Genomic DNA, 19296 nt, shown 5'->3' with positions numbered 1-19296 from the left:
GTGCACTTTGGGATCGGGGAGGCACATATTACATCCTCAAAAAATCAAATGCGGACAAGTTTACCAAGCATCACGGGCATTTTTAAAAATTACACCCTCATGGCGATCAATCTTGCAATATTCGGAATTTTTTTCATTCGAATGGGCGTCGTTTCAACTCTCGTTCCAATTTTCGCGAGTGAAAATCTCGGGTTGAGCGTTCAAATAATAGGTGGTGTGCTCGCAATTACCGCGCTCATAAATTTCTTAACAATGTTGCCAGCCGGATCGTTGACGGATCGGTATGGGAGGAAAAAATTTTTGTTCGCAAGTCTTTTCATCACTGGCCTGCTGACACTTGCGATACCTTTTGCAAATTCTAGCGTCTCCCTCATTATCATAATGGCTGGTCTTGGGTTTGGTTTCGGATTTTCTGGTCCCATTATGGCTTGGGTCACGGATACAGCCAGTGAGGGTCAGCTTGGTATCGCGATGGGGATATTTAGGACAATGAGCGATTTAGGTTTTATCGTTGGACCATTAATTCTTTCATACATTGCAAGTTCATCATTGGATGGAATCAGCTACGAACCATTTGCGCTCGCTGGCTTTCTTGCCATTGGGACAAGCATATTCATCTTAATGGCAAAAGAGAGAGTGAAATGAACCTTCGAAAAATGCATTGAAACTCCGAACGAAATGTTTAATCACTGCTAACGGAATAAGCGTCTGGATGTTAGAAAGCTCAGCACCAGGCAAAATCATCCTTTTCGGTGAACACGCTGTTGTATTCGGGCAGCCCGCTCTCGCTCTCGCGATCAGCCTTCGATTACGATGCAACATATCATTGTCTGATAAATTTACTGTCAATGGCCAAGTACTTTCTTATAAGCAACATCCCTATATTTGTGCCGCTATCGATAGATATTGGCATGGTCAGCCACTGAGAATCGAAATCGATTCTGATTTACCATCTGGATCTGGTCTCGGATCTTCGGCCGCAGTCACAGTTTCAATAATTGGGGCCTTTCAAGCCATGCAGGGAAACATCGTTGAAAAGCAAGTTGCTGAGAAGTCTTTTGGCATCGAATTAGCGGTTCAAGGAAGGGCCAGTCCGATAGATACTTCGACGTGTGCGCATGGAAGTGGGATCTTCATCAACAAGACACCAGGAGATGAACTTCTCTGGGATATAATAAACGATTCCAAGCGCTGGTTCATTCATCATTGCGATGTGCCTGCGATGAAAGTTGTCGTTGGGTATACTGGTATCAATGCACCAACCGGTCCTCTTGTCGAAAAAGTGAGACGATTTGTCGAAAAAAACAGATTTGGCAACGAGGTCGTGGAAGAGATTGGGCAAATTGCTATTGAGGGTATGAAGAAGTTGAGATGCGGCGATCAGGTTGCTCTTGGCCAATTAATGGACAAAAATCAGAAACTGCTTTCGATACTTGGGGTATCTACGCCAGAACTTGAAAAATTGATTCAAGCAGCGGCGCAGTATTCATTCGGTGCAAAACTCACGGGAGCTGGGGGTGGTGGTAGTATAATTGCCCTCACCGATCAACCAGATAAAGTAAGTGAGATGATCAAGAAAAAGGGAGGGACACCATTTATCGTTGAGACTGGTGCTCCCGGTTTAACCATAAAGAATTTCGACTAATTTGCACTCTTTCCTACCTTTTTATTCTCAATTGAATATGTATGTTGATAATAAGTTTATATTAGATCTTCAAATTCTTTGACTAGTTCTGGATGCCGAGACTTTATAACCTTCAAGATGTTGCCGACGGACATTTTCTCAACGCCGACCTCAGCGAGAGTCTGTATGATCTTATCGAATGTTTCATCGCTGAGCGTGATGAGCTTCTCCTTCGCCATCCAGTTTCGCCACAACTTGTTCTCAAGGCGGTCGCGCAGCATATTCTCATATTTCATCAATTTCGCTTCGCTGAAATCCCCATCCTGAGCTGCCTCTCCAAGAACCTTACCTGCAAGCATGCCAGAAATACATGCGTGAGCGATGCCACCACCAGTTATTGGATCAATGATCCTTGCCGCATCACCCACGAGTAGGAGTCCGTCTCGGACCAATTTGTCAGGCGGCGGTGAGACAGAAACTGCTCCACTCACGGCATCAAGCGGTTGTCCCTTATTGAGTCTTTCATCCTTCGCGATAAACCTATCCAGCAACTGCTTGACCTGACCAGGCGCTTTAATCTTTGAAAGCAAAACACCTATTCCCACATTCGCTGTATGTTCGTCCTTTGGGAAAATCCAGATATAACCTCCTGGAGCGACGCTGCCGATTATGAATTCGCAATATCTGAAGTCATGATCTATATTTGTTAATCTGTATTGAAAACAGCTCGTTATATCATTTGGTTTAAGAGTTGTATCGAGCCCGCCCCATCGTCCGATCTGCGACTCGAAACCATCGGCACCGACAACACATCCTGCTTCAAATTCCATCGGTTCGCCTTGAGAAATGACTTTGACGCCTCTAACCTTTCCATTTTCAAACTTTAAGCCAACGGCCGACGTCTTGACTCTGATCTCCGCACCAGACTTAGCTGCATCTGCAGCAAGTGCCTTGTCGAATAGAACCCTTTCAAGAACCATCCCAACTTCATTTCCTGCCATCCTCTCATTGATCGTGAACGTATGACCACTCGGCGACACGATTTTTGCACCATCGACCTCAGCAGCTATCCATTTTCTATCTGGTCTTATGCCAACTTCATCGAGTGATGCCCTGGAGATACCTTCGCCGCAACGGACGGGTGAGCCGATCTCTTGCCTCTTCTCAATCATTAGAACGCTTGCTCCATTCTGTGCTGCGTGCTTTGCCGTCATGCTACCCGCCGGTCCCGCACCGACGACGATTACATCGTATTTCCCAGTGATCATTTAATCACCAGCCTCCATCTGGATCGCACCTACTGGGCAGACTTTCACGCATCGTCCGCACTTTGTGCAATCGGAGTTAAAATTGAGTATGACTTCATTCAGATAGATTGCGTTGCTCGGGCACGAGCCTACACATGCGCCACAATGCATACATTTTTCAACAGCAGCAATCATCGGTAGATCCCCCCATACTCAGGTATATTCGGTTCCTCTGGTTCTCCTCCATTCCTCAATAGGAATTGAGAATTTCTTCTCGATTTCTTCTCGGTATGTTGGTCCGCCATTGTAGGCGCAGAAGGGTATGATTCTGCCATCAGGCACTGCATAATGAATAACGCATCTCTTGACCCTTTCAATGTCGTAGTTGTACGCGTCCTGGAAGTGCATTCCTCCAACGAACATCATTTTCCATGAAAACTCTGCTAAGCCTTCTTTGGTCTCATCACTGAAGACGGTGCTCATCAACCTCAGAAAGTTTGATAAGTTAAGGCCCTCGGGTGTTTTCTTTTTATCGATGTATTTCTTTAGAATCCGCAAGGCTTTGACTTTTGCAGGCAGCTTGATACTTGACTTTTCTGTTTTTTGGGAGAGGGTGAAAAGCTCATTGAAAAGCGGCTCGACATCAACGAATCTCGTCAATGGGATGACATTGTTAACGTCCTGAACAAAAAGGTAACTCGCGAGGCCGCAGTGCGGATGGGCGGTAAACGTCACCTTTGGCTGATTAAGGATGGAAGAGACAAATGTTGAAATCGGCACGACCGTTGGGACTGGATACCAGTCTTCTTTCTTGATATATCCAGTTTGTGCTTCTATGTCGTGAACGAGGTCAGTGAGAGTATACCGATGTTTCTCCCGTTCTTCCTTACTAATTCTGCCAGTGAAAGCCACAGGTTGATAGTTAACCCCTCTTATAACATCGGAGTTCTCAATGGCATACTTGAGAATAGGTCCCACTTGATCGTCGTTTATGCCTTTTACTATTGTTGGTACCAATACAACTGATGGATGTCTTTCCATCTTTCTCAAATTTTCAATCACCTTTTTCTTGATTTCGAGAAGCGGCCTTCCCCTTGTCATGACATATATGTCCTCTCTAAGGCCGTCGAATTGGAGATAAATTGTATTAAGTCCCGCTTCCGCAGCTTCCATAAGAAATTCTTCATCTTCTGCCAGTCTTAATCCATTTGTTGCAATTTGTATTTGAGCAAAACCCATTTCTTTCGCTTTCTTGATGACCTCAATGAACTTTGGATAAATTGTAGGTTCTCCACCTGAGAATTGAACGGCTGGCGTAGGTACCGGTCTCTCATCCCTGAGAGATTTGAGCATGGCAACGACCTCTTCAAACGAAGGTTCATATACGTAGCCTGCAGCGTTCGCATTCGCAAAGCATATTGGACACTTTAAGTTGCACCTATTTGTGAGATCGATATTTGCAAGTGAAGTATGGCTGAGATGTAGATCGCAAAGGCCGCATTCATTTGGACATGTCTTTGCTCCTTTGATTGCAGGATTGAGAACGCCCGTTCCGTCGTAAGCAAACTTTTCTGCCTTCAGATATAGATCAACATCTGACCAATATACATCGACGAATTTTCCGTGTAACGGGCACTCCTTTTCCATTAGAACCTTTCCGCCAGACTCGAAGATTGTTGCATTTACAATCCTTTTACACTCTGGGCATAGAGATTCTGTCTTCTTCGGGAGTCCCTTTGTTAGCGCACTTTCTCTAGCTATCATTGTGATCAGCTCGGACGCTTCGATTACTCAGATAATGATTTAATACTTATGTCGCTTTTTTAGCTACAAGGTCAACCATGAGAGACGAAAGAAAGAATCAATTCAATTTGATAAATCTCGACATTAACTACAGCGAAATGCTATCATCGCTGCGGCGTGTAGGCCTATCCGAATATGAATCAAGGGCGTATATCGCCCTTGTTGCTCAGGGGCGTGGTACAGCTGAGGAAATTGCTCGGATCGGAGGTATACCAAGAACTTCCTCTTATAAGACTCTGGAGAGTTTGAGATCGAAGGGTTTCGTCCATATGCATGATAGTAGACCAGCTATATTTTACCCAGTTTCTCCAACGGAACTCAAGAAAGACATCATAGGGGCGATCGGAAAAGCGTTCGATATCCTAGAAAATCTGCAGGGGGTTTTGAGTGAAAAGGGAACGCCCCAATTAGTATATACGATCATGGGGAAAGATAAGATACTCGCAAAGATTGGTGAAATGCTTGATGGAGCTACAACTCGATTCTTTCTATCAACACCTACGATGACACCAATCCGGACACTTCACTCGCAACGATTCAAAGAAGCCGTGAAAAGAGGAGTTGAAGTCATTATCGTTGCCGAGCCCTTTATAAAAGTCCCAGAATGCACGCGAGTTCACAGACGACCTGATCTAATTGCGACAGATGTCATATCTGATGGAAGAACGGCGCTCATAGCCTCACCAGATTACTCGATTTGTGGCTATTCCGACAATCCTTTTCTGGTAGGACACCTGGAAGTTTTTATGTTGTCACCTCTTAAAGAAACGCGTCCTCTCCAATGAAACCACATGCAGTTTTTCACTTCGTGTTCAGGTCTCAGAACAATCGATTGGGAGGTTGTAGGTTTTGTACCAATGCTTGGGGACAATCTCTTTTGATTCATGTTGTAGTTTGCAATTAACTCAAATGGTTTTTATGTCAAATCAACTCGAGCAATGTGATGTTGAAAGTCGCAAGAATAGGGAAGCGTCTGGGACAAAAAGCGTGGAATCTTCGGCAATCAAAGACTGGTCAAATGGCATTTTCACTCATTGCAGTTATTATATTGCTGATCGCCTCGGCGAGTATAGCTTTGATTTCTAATCTGGAAGAGAAAAATAATAATCAAAGGATGTCAGTAGATGCCATCCAAAGGCTGATCCAATCGGCCGACAAAGTTGCAAAACAGCTAGAACAAGAAGCATACTTTCTTGCAGTAGATGCAATTAAGGCCAGCGTGGGAAGAGACGAAAATGAAATCAATGACTTGTTTACTGACTACTTGCGGCAGTATCTGAACATGACTTTTCCTTTATTGGTAGGCGAATGCCAGTTACACGTTAGGGATTTGAATGTACATTTGACTTTCCTGAAAATGAGCCTCCAAGAGCTTTATCCGGTACCAATCGATGGGAATACCAATTATTCTACGGACTGGAACGGTGCCACAATACCTGCATATTTCTCACTAGGGGGGACTTACTGCATTGTTGCGAACTCGACAAGCGGAAATATCGCAAGGAATTTTGTAATTTCAAGAGCAATCTATTTGCCTTTTCCATTTCTCTACAATCGATTTGAATCATTTTCAAATGCAATCTCTGGGGAACGAAGTGAACTTGAAAACATTGTTCGATACGAATTGATGGCATTGGTGCAAGACAGAATTCTGCGGGGTTATGGCGTAGGTTCAAAGCATGGTACGTTTGGTACGGAAAATATTCTCACAAAGGAAGATGTTGAAAATGCATTGAATCTCGCGATACTACTGGAGCATCGCAAGTATCTGCGAACTTTAGGCAGTTCATCTATTTTGTTTTCATTTCTCAATCGTACTTCATCGAACGCAACATTTTTGTTGTTGGACAGGAACATATCTGGCTGGATTGATCCGGCAGAACTCTTTCTTGATTTATTCTCATCGAGAGAATATGATTTGAACATAATGCTCGCTCAGACATTGTATGCTATCGCAGATATGCTTGTGTTGAGGTGGCTGGATTATTTCCATATAATCGATATCTGCGAATTTGTCGACAAAATCGGCGATGTTTCGGACCTTGCCGTTTCATCTTTGGTAGATTATCTATTTCATGAGGACGTCCTCGGAGAATCGATCACCAAATGGATGCATTGCAGGCTTGAAAATGCTGGATACCCTGATTGGTCGTATCGGTATTTGAACTACGGTTGGCCAGATGAAGTGATCGAAGTCCCTGGTCGAACCATTATGTTAAGGAATGACTATAATGAAGTCCGTTCTTTCTATTTGGGTGGTTCATATACTATAGATTTCCCGCCATTAGATCTTTTCTCGGTTGAAGTCTGGAAAGAATTTGCTGTACAATATAAAATGAGCACCTGCGAACTAGCAAGCACACTTGAGGATTTTGTGAAATCAATCGCTTGCAGCCTTCTCGATGAGAAGGTTCTGCCACTTGCGGAAACTACCAGAAATGCGATGGACGGCAACTACTACCATTCTTCACTGAAGGGCGCGCTCAAGAAAGCATTAGAGAGCGGCGATCTAGCCCTTAATCAAGCAATCAACCATGCTCTGAACGCCTCTATAATCATCGATAGAATGGGTGAGGCGCTAATCGATTTCATACACATGAATTGGGAAAGGATTTTCGATCGTAGTGCTGCCATCGACCAGGCGATGAAATCGCTTGCAAACACGATCGTCAACGAAATTGCGCTCCAATCACAGGACTTCAACATTGATTCTTTCCAAAGTGCAGTTGATCAGGTTTATTCAGAAATGAAGTGTTCTTCAACTTGGGGGCTGAGAGAAAGAATCGAGGAATCTTTCGATGAAAGAGTGGATCGCGTTATTAGTATCTTTGAAAATGTGTTTGGACAACTTCCTTCCCAGAGTCCGATCAATCTTCTTGCTCAAAATTTGGGAAATCTTGCATTTGGTTTTGTGGAAGAAATACCAGGTATTGAAGATATCTTGACGAAGGTGATATTTCGTCTTCTAGATGATATTGAAAATGCCTTCAACTTAAGAGGAGACCCGATTCCAATTGCATTTCCAGAAATGAAAGGGTTCACCCTCCTAGCTGAAGATGGGTCCATAACCCACGAAGTTATAAGATCGGCGTTCGCTTTCAACGAGGGGAAGATTGATGCGAGTGTACTGCCATTGGAATTGGAAAATCCCTATACAATTGAAATCACAAAACCTTGGGAGCATACCCCTTCATCTGGATTCTATCCAAATAGGCATCTCACCGATCTCAAAAACCTATCGTTCTCTCCATATGTCACGCAATGGGAGGTTTCAATCAATGGTTCCCTTTATCTTTCAATCTCATCAGATTTGGATGCGAATTCTCTCATTTCAACCATACCATTGAGCGTTAATGGTTCGTTCGCTTTTAACATGACATTTTCAGTTACAGCCCAGAGTGGTTGGCCACTCATGGGAGTCTACTATGAATCAACTTCAACGCTCGGAAAAGACGTCTTCAATTTTTTGGAGAATGTCTGGTCAAAGATAAGCGGAGGCATGGGATTAGTCTTCAACATCGTCAACCATATATTCTCCTTTACAAGGACGATTCTATCAACGGCTCTTTCTTATGCCGTAAAGGCGATCCAAATATTCTCGGATTCGTTGCAAACCGTGTTCTCTAGCATCGTTAAATTCCTTGAGCACGGCACGAACTCTGTTCTTTCATGGGTTGTCGAAAAGATCGTCTCTTTGTTTGGCGAACTCCAGTTTAATCTGACGATTTATGGCTTGAAATTCATTATTGCGATAAATCCCATCGATATCGCGCTTGGCTCTACAAAAGATCTACTAAAGATCACTTCCCTGTTGTCGTGCGGAGATACGGAGTTCTCAATCTCTGTGAGGTTCTTGAAAATTGCCACTGGCGATTATGATTTGATATCTAATGCGACAATCGCAAATGGCGAATGGAGCCTTGATATTATAATTGATCCACTTATGAAAATTTTCAATCATTTTGTCGAAGTAAAAGGTCTTCTCGGCACGATCTCCTTTGAATTCAAGATGCCTGAGATCACGCAGTATAAGCAACTGCAATTCTCCCTATCTGAAGTTCCCATCATCGGCCAATTCCTTTCCAGAATTCCTCTTCCAATTCCAGGTATAGTTGGTTCTATTGATGCTGGCTTTGAGATGAAATATAACTATCCAATGGCAAATCATGTCGTCATCAATGAATATGAACAGAACCCTCCCAGTACAGACTTTGGTCGCGAATGGATCGAGCTTTACAATCCCACTGATTACACGATCAGTCTTTCAGGCTGGAGAATAGAAACTTCACACGGTGTCCAGAAATTAGATACGATTGGTGATGACCAGATTCTCCCAAAATCGCATAAGGTAATTGTCCTTACTGGACAAGCTTTGGATAACGGCGGGGAGAGGAAGTTCCCTCTAAGTGAATGCATTGTGCTGCTTGATTCGTCGGGCCATCGCGTTGATGTAACGCCATGGACGACTGATTTCTATAACGACGATCGTACGTGGCAACGCGCATATGATGGCGGAGACCGATGGGTGTTCAAGTCGGAGAGCTGTGGTAGGCCGAACGGCAAAAAAATTATTACGCCATCGAGCCCAGAATGGATACGAAAAACACTTTGGGATGCTGCCGCGCAGACTTTTTCTGAACTCTCTCTTTCGAGCACTGACCTTAACGCATTGGGAACATTATTGAAGAAGATATTACACAACATTACGGAAAGATGCATTCGTGCTATCGGGGACACCATAATAGAATTTCGCATATTTGTCGAAATTGCAGTATCTGATGTTGCCTCAACAGTGAAATCTGGATTTGCATTGAGCTTGGTAGTGACAGGGGATTTCATAGAAAGAGCGCTCGAGAACATCTCCTCAATCATTGTGAAAGCAATCAAGAGAATTGCGACCCCTGGCATTTCCGATGCTATTGGAAAAAACATTTCTTCTATCTTCGAGGACGTTTACATTCGATTCGAAGTTTTTGGCTCCACTGGTCTCCCCAAGTTGTTATTGAGCGCCCCATCGAGTGGGACATTTCGGTTCGAGGCAGTCATCGAAGCAAATATTCCTGCGATCTCACGTGTTTTAGGGGACAGCGGGGAAAGGACGAGGATCAATCTCGGAGTACGAATTTGCAACGTGCCAGGTCTTATCCTGTCCCCTTTATTCAGTACAGGAACGGAAAAGAACGTTGATATCTGGATATTCAAAATATGTCTGTTTCCACAAGGTGTTTAGCTGCTTTGCCTTTTTCGCATGCTCTCGCTAAGGACTATTCTTCATTGAAGTAATTGATATGCGATCGTCTCGCGAAGTTTCAATATATTTCCTACGGAATATCCTAGCGTATGGATATTTGCGATATGTCGCCCACTCTTGAGATCGGAAATACCAGTTGGCTCGAAGAATACGGATGGGCTATCCTGGCATTTTTCTCTCTTTTTGTTCTCTCTCTCTACCTATGGTCATACGTCTCGAAACATTTTGAGAAAATGAAGACCAAGGAGAGCAAGTACTTTGACGCGGACGTTGTTGAGTTTTTGGGGCGGACAATCAAGTCGCTGATCGTCATATTTCTTATCTTTTCGCTGATTTACGTTACTTCTTTTGTTTCAGAATTCTTTAGAGAGAATATATGGAACTTTTACTCTGGATATATGATTGAAATCATTTTCATCATCGTCCTTTTGCTCCTCGCGATCCTGGTAGGGAAGATTTTGCGGAGAATCTCAAAGAGTGCGAGAGTAAGATCATTAAAGGATGGGACCATTCATACGAGTGCGGTTGAGTTCACAACTCTGTTTTTGAGTTATGTCCTCTATGTTATAGTCGCTATAATCATCCTTTTCGTACTCATATCAATGATTCCGGGCGTAGACCCTTACACTGGATTGGCAGTTTTTTTGGAAAGAAATCAGGTAGCTCTTGTATCGACATTTATTATTATACTCGCGATTTATCTCATTGTCAAATTGATTGAGGCGATCTTTGAGGATTACAAATTTAGGACAAAACGATTTAATCCGCAGGCAATCGATCTTTTTAAGGTGAGCTTGAAATATGCGCTTTATCTGGTAGCCGCTTTCACTGCAATTTTCAACTTCTTTGCGCTTATAGAATTGGAACTGGTCGGCTTCCTTTTGGTCGCAATTTTATTCACATTTATCATCATAGGGATTATCTTCTCGTATTCTACCGCTCGGAATATCGTTTCGGGGTTTACGATTATGGAAGTCAATCTTTTTGATGTTGGAGATTACATAAAAATTGGGGATAGTCTTGAATGTGAAGTTCTTGAGAAGGGAATTGTATACACGAAAGTGAGGACCCCAATGGGGGAAATCATCGATATTCCGAACCAAGAAATCCTCAGAAATAGAATCTACAACTATTCGCGATCTGGAACATATGGTATTTCTCTCGTGTTCGAAGTCTCTACTGATGTTCCATATGAAAAAGTTGAAAGTCTTGTTAAGTCCGCGGCGGCCAATGTCTCAGGGATCGTTGAAAAGCGTCTACCTGAGGTAACTGCGCTTGAAATCAATAATGATAAAATAAAATACGAAGTGGTAGTATTTACAAATGCTCCGACTGAATGCAGAAGGATCCGATCGGATTTCATAACACATTTGCTGGAAACGTTTAGGAAGAATGGCGTAAACATTGCGTGAATCAGGAAGGAAAATCTGATCGGAGGTGCGGCTCCATATAAATCATAATTGATCTTCTCATACTCCTTTCATTTTCTATATCTTATGAAATTTACTAGGAAGTCTTTTTTGGAGTTGACCTATGTACATTCATTGTTGCTGATATTAATTCATTACAACATCTTTGGTATATCTGAGAAAATCTTATTCTGCGGAATTGTTATACCTCTCGGGATGCACTCGTGGAACTTAATGCAATATTGGCCCTATTGATCTTTGGCGTTGTTTATCTCATAATGGTTCTAGACCTCGCTGATAGAGCCGTACTTGTGATAGCAGGTTCTCTTCTGATGGTTGGCCTCGGCATCATATCGGAAGAACAAGTGATCAGATCGATTGAATGGAATGCTATTGGACTGATATTTGGTATGTTCATCCTCGTGGGGGCGCTTGCTGAGAGCGGGTTTTTCAGGTGGATAGGCCTGCATTTTCTGCAATTAACAAAATTTGACTCGGTAAAGATTTTTATCGTATTCTGTGGCCTCTCAGCTCTTCTATCAGCATTCATGGATTCGATCACTGTAATGGTTTTCATGAGCTCCCTGACCATTGAGGTTGCCTCTATACTCAAGATTCCACCATTGCCTCTGATCATAGCTCAAATATGTTCGGCCAACATTGGCGGCAGCGCTACAATCATGGGTGATCCACCTAACGTCATCCTTGGGACGGCTTTAAACTTTGGGTTTATGGATTTTGTTGAGAATACTGGCATGATCGCCGTTATCGTTTTCTTTTTTAATCTCTTCCTCTTCATGATACTATATAGGCATAACTTCAGGCGACACGATATTAATGTGCATGAAATCATGGAACAGCATAAGGACTTAGATCCTTTCTCGGCGGTTAAGGATCTCAGACAGATGCGAATTGCTTTGGTCATTTTCGCATTTACAGTCACGTTGCTAGTCCTTCACAATCTTTTGGATCTACTAGTTGCATTTGTCGCCGTTCTTGGGGGCGCTCTTGTTCTGTTGTTGGGTAGAAGAAGATATGATGAACTCATACAGAAGATCGACTGGCACACGATCGTTTTCCTCGCTGGTCTTTTCGTTATGGTGGGAGGTCTTGAATCCGCTGGTGTCTTGACTGGATTTGCTCACGCGATCGCAGATATTTCTGGCTCAGATTCATTCATCCTCCCTACACTCCTCTTCTGGTTTGTTGCTCTAATCTCGGCGGTCTTCGACAACATTCCAGTCGCAGCCGCAATGGTTCCTGTATTGAAAACGCTTTCAGCTGATACCGGAGCGAGTTTGGGTTCACTGACCTTCACAACCGCACTGGCATGCGATATTGCAGGGAACGCGACTCCGATCGGCGCGTCTGCTAATGTTGTCGCCTTAGCGGTTGCGGAGAAAAACGGCATTCGTTGGTCATGGAAATACTATTGCAAAATCGCGATTCCTATCTTACTCGCTGTACTCATCCTAACTAATCTGCTTGTTCTCCTCTTAATCTGGTGAACTCAATGGCATTTCCTCAATTATCTGCAATTGCTCATTTCTAATTTCTTCGTCGACGCCTATTCCCATTGCCTGCAATCATTCAATGAGCTCTTGGCCCTGCATATACGGCCTTAGAACTTTTGGAATAGTCACCGTACCATCACGATTCTGATAATTCTCAAGAAGTGAGGCGACAGTCCTCGGCAATGCAATTCCAGATCCATTCAAGGTGTGGACAAATTCGCTTTTCAAATGAGGTTCAGGCCTATATTTGATCCTTGCCCTTCTTGCCTGAAAATCCGTAAAACAGCTACACGAAGAAACTTCCAGCCAAAGTCCTATTCCTGGCGCATGAGCTTCAATGTCGTAAGTTTTTGCCGATGCGAAACCGAGATCGCCTGTGCAGAGTAATCTCACACGATATGGGAGTTCCAATCCCTGAAGAATTGCCTCTGCGTCAAGAAGAAGACTTTCGAGTTCATCGAATGATTTTTCTGGTAGAACAAATTTGACGAGTTCGACCTTATTGAATTGGTGTACTCTCACAATCCCTCTTGTGTCAGCGTGACGGCCAGCCTCTCTTCTAAAGGAAGGCAAATACGCGGTATAATAAATCGGCAGATCCTTCTTGTCAAAAATTTCGTCCATGTGGAGATTCGTGACAGGCACCTCAGCAGTTGGGTTCAACCATAGGTCATCTCTTTCAATCCAGTACATGTCATCTTTAAGCTTTGGATATTGCCCAGTGCCAATCACCGCCTGTCTGTTAACAACTGCCGGTGGAAACACTTCAATATAACCCTGCTGTCGATGAACATCAAGCATGTAATTGATAAGCGCTCTTTCCAATCTCGCACCGTCTCCTTTCATCACATAAAAGCCGGATCCTGCAATCTTCGCGCCTCTAGCGAAATCAATGATGTCAAGATCTTCGCCGATCTCAAAATGCGTTTTTGGTGGAAAATCAAACACCCTCGGCTTTCCAAATTCTCTAACAGTAATGTTATCTTCACTGTCGCGACCAATGGGGACAGAATCGTGGGGGATGTTCGGCATGTTGAGCACAATCTCGGTTCTCGTATTCTCCAGTTCTGATATTTTTGTATCAAGCTCCTTAATTCTCTCAACGATCCTCTTCATTTCATCGATCTTGCTCTTTTTTTCATCATCCTTCAATTTCGGTATCTCTTCTGCGACCGAATTCCTCACCCTTTTGAGTCGATTGCTCTCGTCGACCATTTTCCGCCACTCGGCATCGACTCTCAGAAATTCATCGAGGAGATTCTCTGGGTAGCCTCTGTTTCTAAGGGAGGCTCTTACCAGGTCAGGATTATTTCTGATCAAGGCGATATCCAGCATCGGCTCACCTGTTTGCGTTATCATTCTGTTTGCTCAAAAAGACTTGCTTCACAGAGTAATATGGTATTGCCTCTTACTTCAACCAGTTCCGATCCTGTTCGATCGGCAAGTTCTTTTGCAGTAGTCATTCTCTCTAAACCCGCTGTTTCGAGAATTCTGATCTTTACAATTTTATTCTTTTTCAATTGGCATTTTATCTCTTCAATGATGTTTTCCGAAATACCGCCCTTCCCGATATGGATACTTGATCTGATCTTTGTGCCCATACGTCTCAATTCCGTTTTTGAAATCCTCGACATTCTTTCGCCATCCTCTTCTCTTTTAAGTAAGGTATTCTCCTGATATTTCCACAACTGTAACAATGAATTACTACTCGACCCGCTCGTAGCCTTACGCGGCAATTCTTACCTGGAATCAGTGGATAGAGACATTCACGGCAGTACATTAAGTCACCTTTCGGCATCGGGGTATTTGTTCTTAATCCGATTCGCCTTGCCAGTTCCACATACCTCTTTCCGCGAGAAAAATTGTTCCTCAAAGCTTCAGATTGGGCCAACGCTAATAGATATTCGATTCGTCTTTTCGCAATTCGATGTGCTTCCTTGTTATCGATTCTTTTCTTTGCCGTGGTTCCCACTCACCTTTAGATTCAACAAAGATAATTTCCCTTTTGCTTCAGCTAGCATTTGATGCGGTTTCGTAATTTGTTCTCATCACAATATTATGTTCTGATAAAAAGAAATCGGAAGAATTTTTTGAACTACTCATCAGCCTTATATACCAAAATATTAATGTAGCCACCTCTTGGATTATTAAGATTACTGGTGATCTATTATGGCACGGAAACCAGGAAGGATGTATCGCCAAATAAAGGGACAAGCATATACACGGAAGGAGTACATGGGAGGCGTCCCCGCTCCGCGCATTTCCCAGTTCGACATAGGGAATCCAGCAGGTGATTTTCCGGTTGTACTTTCCCTCAGAGTGAAAGAACCATGCCAGATACGACACACAGCTCTTGAGGCGGCGCGTATCGCAGCAAATAGGGTATTATCCAAAGGTGTAGGTACTTCCAATTATCACCTGAAGGTTAGGGTCTATCCTCACAATGTGCTGAGGGAACACAAGATGGCAACTGGAGCTGGTGCTGACCGAGTTTCAGGCGGAATGAGGGCGGCCTTTGGAAAACCAGTGGGTACAGCGGCGAGAGTTCAGCCCGATCAACCTATAATAACAGTGCGCACGACTGTGCAAGGAGTCAATGCCGCTAAAGAGGCTCTATGGCGCGCAGCGATGAAGCTGCCCTCCCCATGCTATACACAGGTTGAAAAGGGTGCAGAACTGCTGACCTAAAATCCTCCTATTTGTTCATAGCAAGGGAACGGACTTGTACGATTTCAAATTTGACATTGTGGCGAAATGGATCAATGGAAGAAATGCCAGATCTGTTGCTCTCCAGATGCCTGAGGGCCTCAAAATCTATTCACAATTCATTGCCGAGGAACTTGGAAAGAGGACCAATGCGGCTATGCTCATTATTGCTGATCCGTGTTATGGTGCGTGCGATATTGCAAGGGATTTTTCGGACTTTGCAGACGTTCTCGTGCACTTTGGTCATACAGAAATACCTACACTAGCATATGATGACCGAATTCTTTTTGTTGAGATCGGCGCAGATATTCATTATCAAAGCCATCTTGTCGAACTCCTTCCAAAGTTGGAGAACAGGGTTGGATTGATTGCAACGATTCCTTTCCTTGGGGAGCTCGAAAAAATCAAAAAATGGTTGGAAGAGAACGGCAAACAGGTCTTTATCGGAAGAAGAAAGGGTCGAGCAAAATATGATGGCCAAGTCTTGGGCTGCGATATTTCGGCGGCAAAGGACATCTCTGAAGTCGTTGACCAGTTTCTTTTTATCGGAAATGGTGATTTTCATCCACTGGCAGTCTCCATCGAAACTAAAAAAGAAGTTATAATCTTTGATCCAATTACTCAGCAGGTTCGCGACCTTGCAGACCTGCCCGAACGGATCCTCAGACAGAGGCATGCTGCGATCTCGAAAGCCTCGACCGCAAAAAAGTTCCTCATCCTTGTGAGCACGAAAATCGGGCAAAATAGGTTGGAACTCGCCATGCATCTGAAAGAAGAGGCGAGGGAACATGGTAGGAAAGCGGATGTTGTCGTAATGAATGAATTCAACCCCGATCTCTTGATGCCATTCGAAGCTGACGCCTATGTATCTACGGCTTGTCCCCGCCTTGCGATTGATGATTTTCTTAGATATCCGAAGCCTATTCTGACACCCATTGAATTTGAAATCGCGATCGGAATTAGACGATGGAGTGATTATCACCTCGATTCTTTTTAGTTTTTTGATGGTGAGCGACAACACTTAAGTTTATGATCACTTGGATCAGACTAATGTCGCTTCAGGACTTTTGATTTCTTCAATCGAAAAGATAGAATATTGCCATTGATAATCATGACTTGTGTTTACCGCACGCACGATTCTGGACACCGCAAGAGGTTCTGACGCAAGAGTTGGAATCGGATTTGTTGGGGATACTCAGGGCGCTCATCGCATCACTTCGGCCGCCAAGAGGATCGGGCTAGGTAAGCCCATTATATTCAATGATCCCAGGCGCCTGGTAGAAGCATTGAGTTCTGGCGAGATCGATGCAGCTGTCCGGGGGAACTTAGACGCTCATTCAACGATCTCCGCCATTAAGACTATTTTCTCATTGGACCGCATATTTAGAATGGCCCTTATGCAGCCCAGGAAAGGCATGATTGTCCTCATTGGTCCTGTTGGGGTTGACGAGGGGTGGACAGTGGAGGACAAAATCGAAATGATCGATCTTGGAAGTAGATTTCTCACGAATTTCAATATTGAACCGAAAATTGGAGTACTTTCTGGCGGGAGGAAAGGGGATCGAGGCAGACATCCTATTGTCGATAAGACGCTCGACGATGCAGAGTTCATTGTTCGGCATTTCGCCGGGTCTGGACTTGATGTGAAGGATTGTGAGATTCTCATCGAAAATGCTATTTTAGATCGAAATCTGATTCTTGCGCCTGATGGTATATCAGGTAATCTCATTTTCAGGACACTTCATTTTCTCGGCGGCTGGCGTGCCCTTGGAGCGCCTGTTTTAAATCTTGAAAAGGTCTTTATTGATACATCGAGGGCTAAGAAGAGTTACATTGATTCGATCGCACTCGCGTCAGCAATTGCGAAAATGAAAAGGTGAAATTGAAATATATTATGAGAAGTGTGTGAAATATGCGATTAGAAATCGATGGAAGAGAGGCCAATATCAAGTTTTCTGCATGTCATCTTATCACAGAACACCCTAAATGCGGTCGCCTTCATGGTCACGTTTACGTGCTTAGGATGATCGTTCATGGGGAAAAAGGGGAACATGGAATGATCATGGATTTCACCGAGTTGAAAAGGATTATGAGAAGAATTGTTGAGGAATTCGATCATCGTGTCCTTTTGGCTGGCAATTGTCCGCGGATGAAAATCACGGTCGGGGAAGAGGTAATTGCTGAGACATCTGGCAAACGTTATGTTTTTCCAGCAGAGGATGTTGTCATAATCGATGCTGAGGAGGCGAGTGCCGAGGAAGTCGCCCGTGTTCTTCTCTCGCGAGTGTTATCGGAGGTTAAATTCCCTGCAAATGTAACGAAAATTGAAATAGGGATTGATGAAGAGCGTGGCCAAAGTGCTTGGGTCTCCCATAACATTGGATAGGGGGAATAGTGAACGACCATGAGAAGGGCGATCGTCTTACTTTCTGGCGGTCTCGATTCCACCGTTACCCTAGCATACGCGATATCGAAAGGGTATGAGACAATTCCGCTTACATTCGTATATGGCCAAAAACATCATCGGGAGTTGAGATCAGCAAAGGAGGTCGTACAGTATTACAAATTGAAAGATCACGTGATACTAACTCTAGATCCAAGAATTTTCTCGTCGAGCGCACTGGTTTCATCTTCTTTGCAGATACCCGAAAAAAAGAAGGTCGATGAAATCAGCGAAGACGTCCCTTCAACGTATGTGCCAGCACGCAATATCATATTCCTGAGCATAGCTGCAGGTCTTTGCGAAACGGAAATGGCCGATGCGATCTTCATCGGTGCCAACTCAGTTGATTTCTCTGGGTATCCTGATTGCAGACCTGAATTCTTTGACGCGTTTCGCAGAGTTCTCGAGGTCGGGACAAAGAGGGGTGTCGGAGGAAAGCCCCCTGAATTAGAAACACCGATACTGTTTCTAACGAAAGCCGAGATAGTGAAATTGGGGAAATCGCTCGGTGCACCGTTGCACCTGACTTGGAGTTGTTACAAAGGTGGTCAAAAGGCATGTGGAAGATGCGATTCGTGTCTACTACGTTTAAAGGGATTTAGAGAAGCTGGTCTTAAAGACGAAATCGAATATGAGGTGACTGAATGAGAATCTCCGAGATCTTCTATTCATTGCAGGGTGAAGGAATTCTTATCGGCACGCCGAGCTCCTTCGTGAGGACGTCGGGATGTAATCTGCGGTGCAGATGGTGCGACACGACGTATGCCCAAACTGGTGAGGGCGTTGAACAAACGATCGATGAGATTATTGAAAAGGTCAAGGGATTCGGCTCGCGATATGTCTGTATCACTGGTGGGGAGCCCCTGCTTCAGAAGGACATCTATAAATTGATCAATAAGCTGCTCGAAAATGATTATGAAGTTTGTGTAGAGACGAATGGGTCTATTTCGATCGAGGAAATGCCATGCTCTGAGAATCTAGTGGTGAGCATGGACATTAAATGTCCTTCATCAGGCATGGCGGATAAAATGAACCTTGAGAATCTCGAACTTCTTTCGCAATCGGATCAGTTGAAATTCGTTGTTGCTGACAGGAAGGATATGCTTTACGCTAAGGAAATCATACAGAAATATGAGATTCAGGCAACCATTGTTATGACGCCCGTCGGTGGTCTTGATCTGAGGCCGGTCGCTGAATGGGTACTGGAAAACAAGTTGCAAGTGCGTGTTCTGCCTCAATTACACAAGATAATCTGGGGAGATAAAAGGGGCGTTTGATCTGAGGAGCTCATTTCAGTCG

The 19296-nt window shown here is 43.9% G+C and carries 17 protein-coding genes; 12 read left to right on the top strand and 5 right to left on the bottom strand.

Features of this window, described 5'->3' with window-relative positions; translation table 11 throughout:
• Together QHH00_04060 and mvk are read left to right on the top strand one after the other, a co-directional pair.
• On the top strand, positions 1-645 hold a 645-nt coding region (locus QHH00_04060; protein ID MDH7508555.1), incomplete at its 5' end, for an MFS transporter.
• A 67-nt stretch (positions 646-712) separates the two neighbouring features.
• Positions 713-1645, top strand: coding sequence for a mevalonate kinase (gene mvk / locus QHH00_04055; protein MDH7508554.1), 933 nt, complete (start codon positions 713-715; stop codon positions 1643-1645).
• A 56-nt stretch (positions 1646-1701) separates the two neighbouring features.
• On the opposite strand, the gene QHH00_04050 is transcribed toward mvk, so the two are convergent.
• The 3 genes from QHH00_04050 to QHH00_04040 are packed head-to-tail and all read right to left on the bottom strand — an operon-like array spanning position 1702 to position 4635.
• Entirely contained in the window at positions 1702-2892 is a 1191-nt protein-coding gene (locus tag QHH00_04050; GenBank protein MDH7508553.1) for an NAD(P)/FAD-dependent oxidoreductase, read from the bottom strand.
• A complete protein-coding gene (locus QHH00_04045; protein MDH7508552.1) occupies positions 2893-3066 on the bottom strand; it encodes a 4Fe-4S binding protein in 174 nt (57 codons plus the stop codon). It abuts the gene before it with no gap.
• 18 nt (positions 3067-3084) lie between these two features.
• Complete coding sequence (locus QHH00_04040) at positions 3085-4635, bottom strand: radical SAM protein (GenBank protein MDH7508551.1); 1551 nt, start codon at positions 4633-4635, stop codon at positions 3085-3087.
• 77 nt (positions 4636-4712) lie between these two features.
• Here QHH00_04040 and QHH00_04035 point away from each other — a divergent pair, with 77 nt between their 5' ends.
• The 4 genes from QHH00_04035 (at position 4713) to QHH00_04020 (ending at position 12842) form a co-directional block, all read left to right on the top strand.
• Entirely contained in the window at positions 4713-5459 is a 747-nt protein-coding gene (locus QHH00_04035; protein ID MDH7508550.1) for a helix-turn-helix domain-containing protein, read from the top strand.
• Between the two features lie 158 nt (positions 5460-5617).
• Positions 5618-9904 carry a lamin tail domain-containing protein gene (locus QHH00_04030; protein MDH7508549.1) on the top strand — a complete coding sequence of 1429 codons (4287 nt, stop codon included), beginning with the start codon at positions 5618-5620 and terminating at the stop codon, positions 9902-9904.
• A gap of 110 nt (positions 9905-10014) precedes the next feature.
• Positions 10015-11337: a mechanosensitive ion channel family protein gene (locus QHH00_04025; protein ID MDH7508548.1), complete on the top strand. Its 1323-nt coding sequence runs from the start codon at positions 10015-10017 to the stop codon at positions 11335-11337.
• Between the two features lie 221 nt (positions 11338-11558).
• Positions 11559-12842 carry an SLC13 family permease gene (locus tag QHH00_04020; GenBank protein ID MDH7508547.1) on the top strand — a complete coding sequence of 428 codons (1284 nt, stop codon included), beginning with the start codon at positions 11559-11561 and terminating at the stop codon, positions 12840-12842.
• Positions 12843-12920: 78 nt separating this feature from the next.
• On the opposite strand, the gene serS is transcribed toward QHH00_04020, so the two are convergent.
• Positions 12921-14207 (bottom strand): serine--tRNA ligase, encoded by a 1287-nt coding sequence (gene serS / locus QHH00_04015; GenBank protein MDH7508546.1) that lies wholly within the window; start codon positions 14205-14207, stop codon positions 12921-12923.
• Positions 14204-14482, bottom strand: coding sequence for a YhbY family RNA-binding protein (locus QHH00_04010; GenBank protein MDH7508545.1), 279 nt, complete (start codon positions 14480-14482; stop codon positions 14204-14206). Before QHH00_04010 ends, serS begins: the two co-directional genes overlap by 4 nt.
• Positions 14483-15017: 535 nt before the next feature.
• On the opposite strand from QHH00_04010, the gene QHH00_04005 reads away from it, so the two are divergent.
• From QHH00_04005 to QHH00_03980, 6 genes are all read left to right on the top strand, one after another.
• Positions 15018-15536, top strand: coding sequence for a 50S ribosomal protein L16 (locus tag QHH00_04005; protein MDH7508544.1), 519 nt, complete (start codon positions 15018-15020; stop codon positions 15534-15536).
• Positions 15537-15570: 34 nt separating this feature from the next.
• Positions 15571-16551 carry a diphthamide biosynthesis enzyme Dph2 gene (gene dph2, locus QHH00_04000; protein MDH7508543.1) on the top strand — a complete coding sequence of 327 codons (981 nt, stop codon included), beginning with the start codon at positions 15571-15573 and terminating at the stop codon, positions 16549-16551.
• Positions 16552-16672: 121 nt separating this feature from the next.
• Positions 16673-17434 (top strand): methanogenesis marker protein Mmp4/MtxX, encoded by a 762-nt coding sequence (gene mtxX / locus QHH00_03995; protein ID MDH7508542.1) that lies wholly within the window; start codon positions 16673-16675, stop codon positions 17432-17434.
• A 32-nt stretch (positions 17435-17466) separates the two neighbouring features.
• On the top strand, positions 17467-17940 hold the full coding sequence (locus QHH00_03990) for a 6-carboxytetrahydropterin synthase (protein ID MDH7508541.1): 474 nt from the start codon (positions 17467-17469) through the stop codon (positions 17938-17940).
• 18 nt (positions 17941-17958) lie between these two features.
• Positions 17959-18645, top strand: a complete 687-nt coding sequence (queC, locus tag QHH00_03985; protein ID MDH7508540.1) for a 7-cyano-7-deazaguanine synthase QueC — start codon at positions 17959-17961, stop codon at positions 18643-18645.
• Positions 18642-19274, top strand: a complete 633-nt coding sequence (locus QHH00_03980; GenBank protein ID MDH7508539.1) for a radical SAM protein — start codon at positions 18642-18644, stop codon at positions 19272-19274. The genes queC and QHH00_03980 overlap by 4 nt, the downstream gene beginning before the upstream one ends.
• Positions 19275-19296: the final 22 nt, after the last annotated feature.

This window comes from Methanomassiliicoccales archaeon, from assembly GCA_029907465.1.
Lineage (GTDB): Archaea > Thermoplasmatota > Thermoplasmata > Methanomassiliicoccales > JACIVX01 > JACIVX01.
The sequence above is the reverse complement of the archived record's forward strand: the minus strand, read 5'-3'. Positions and strand labels throughout refer to the sequence as shown.

Bases quoted from the DNA above. Each gene is read 5' to 3' on its own strand.
- mvk (MDH7508554.1), top strand. From the start codon at position 713: ATGTTAGAAAGCTCAGCACCAGGCAAAATCATCCTTTTCGGTGAACAC.
- QHH00_04050 (MDH7508553.1), bottom strand. From the start codon at position 2,892: ATGATCACTGGGAAATACGATGTAATCGTCGTCGGTGCGGGACCGGCG.
- QHH00_04045 (MDH7508552.1), bottom strand. From the start codon at position 3,066: ATGATTGCTGCTGTTGAAAAATGTATGCATTGTGGCGCATGTGTAGGC.
- QHH00_04040 (MDH7508551.1), bottom strand. From the start codon at position 4,635: ATGATAGCTAGAGAAAGTGCGCTAACAAAGGGACTCCCGAAGAAGACA.
- QHH00_04035 (MDH7508550.1), top strand. From the start codon at position 4,713: ATGAGAGACGAAAGAAAGAATCAATTCAATTTGATAAATCTCGACATT.
- QHH00_04030 (MDH7508549.1), top strand. From the start codon at position 5,618: ATGTTGAAAGTCGCAAGAATAGGGAAGCGTCTGGGACAAAAAGCGTGG.
- QHH00_04025 (MDH7508548.1), top strand. From the start codon at position 10,015: ATGGATATTTGCGATATGTCGCCCACTCTTGAGATCGGAAATACCAGT.
- serS (MDH7508546.1), bottom strand. From the start codon at position 14,207: ATGATAACGCAAACAGGTGAGCCGATGCTGGATATCGCCTTGATCAGA.
- QHH00_04010 (MDH7508545.1), bottom strand. From the start codon at position 14,482: ATGTCGAGGATTTCAAAAACGGAATTGAGACGTATGGGCACAAAGATC.
- QHH00_04005 (MDH7508544.1), top strand. From the start codon at position 15,018: ATGGCACGGAAACCAGGAAGGATGTATCGCCAAATAAAGGGACAAGCA.
- QHH00_03990 (MDH7508541.1), top strand. From the start codon at position 17,467: ATGCGATTAGAAATCGATGGAAGAGAGGCCAATATCAAGTTTTCTGCA.
- queC (MDH7508540.1), top strand. From the start codon at position 17,959: ATGAGAAGGGCGATCGTCTTACTTTCTGGCGGTCTCGATTCCACCGTT.
- QHH00_03980 (MDH7508539.1), top strand. From the start codon at position 18,642: ATGAGAATCTCCGAGATCTTCTATTCATTGCAGGGTGAAGGAATTCTT.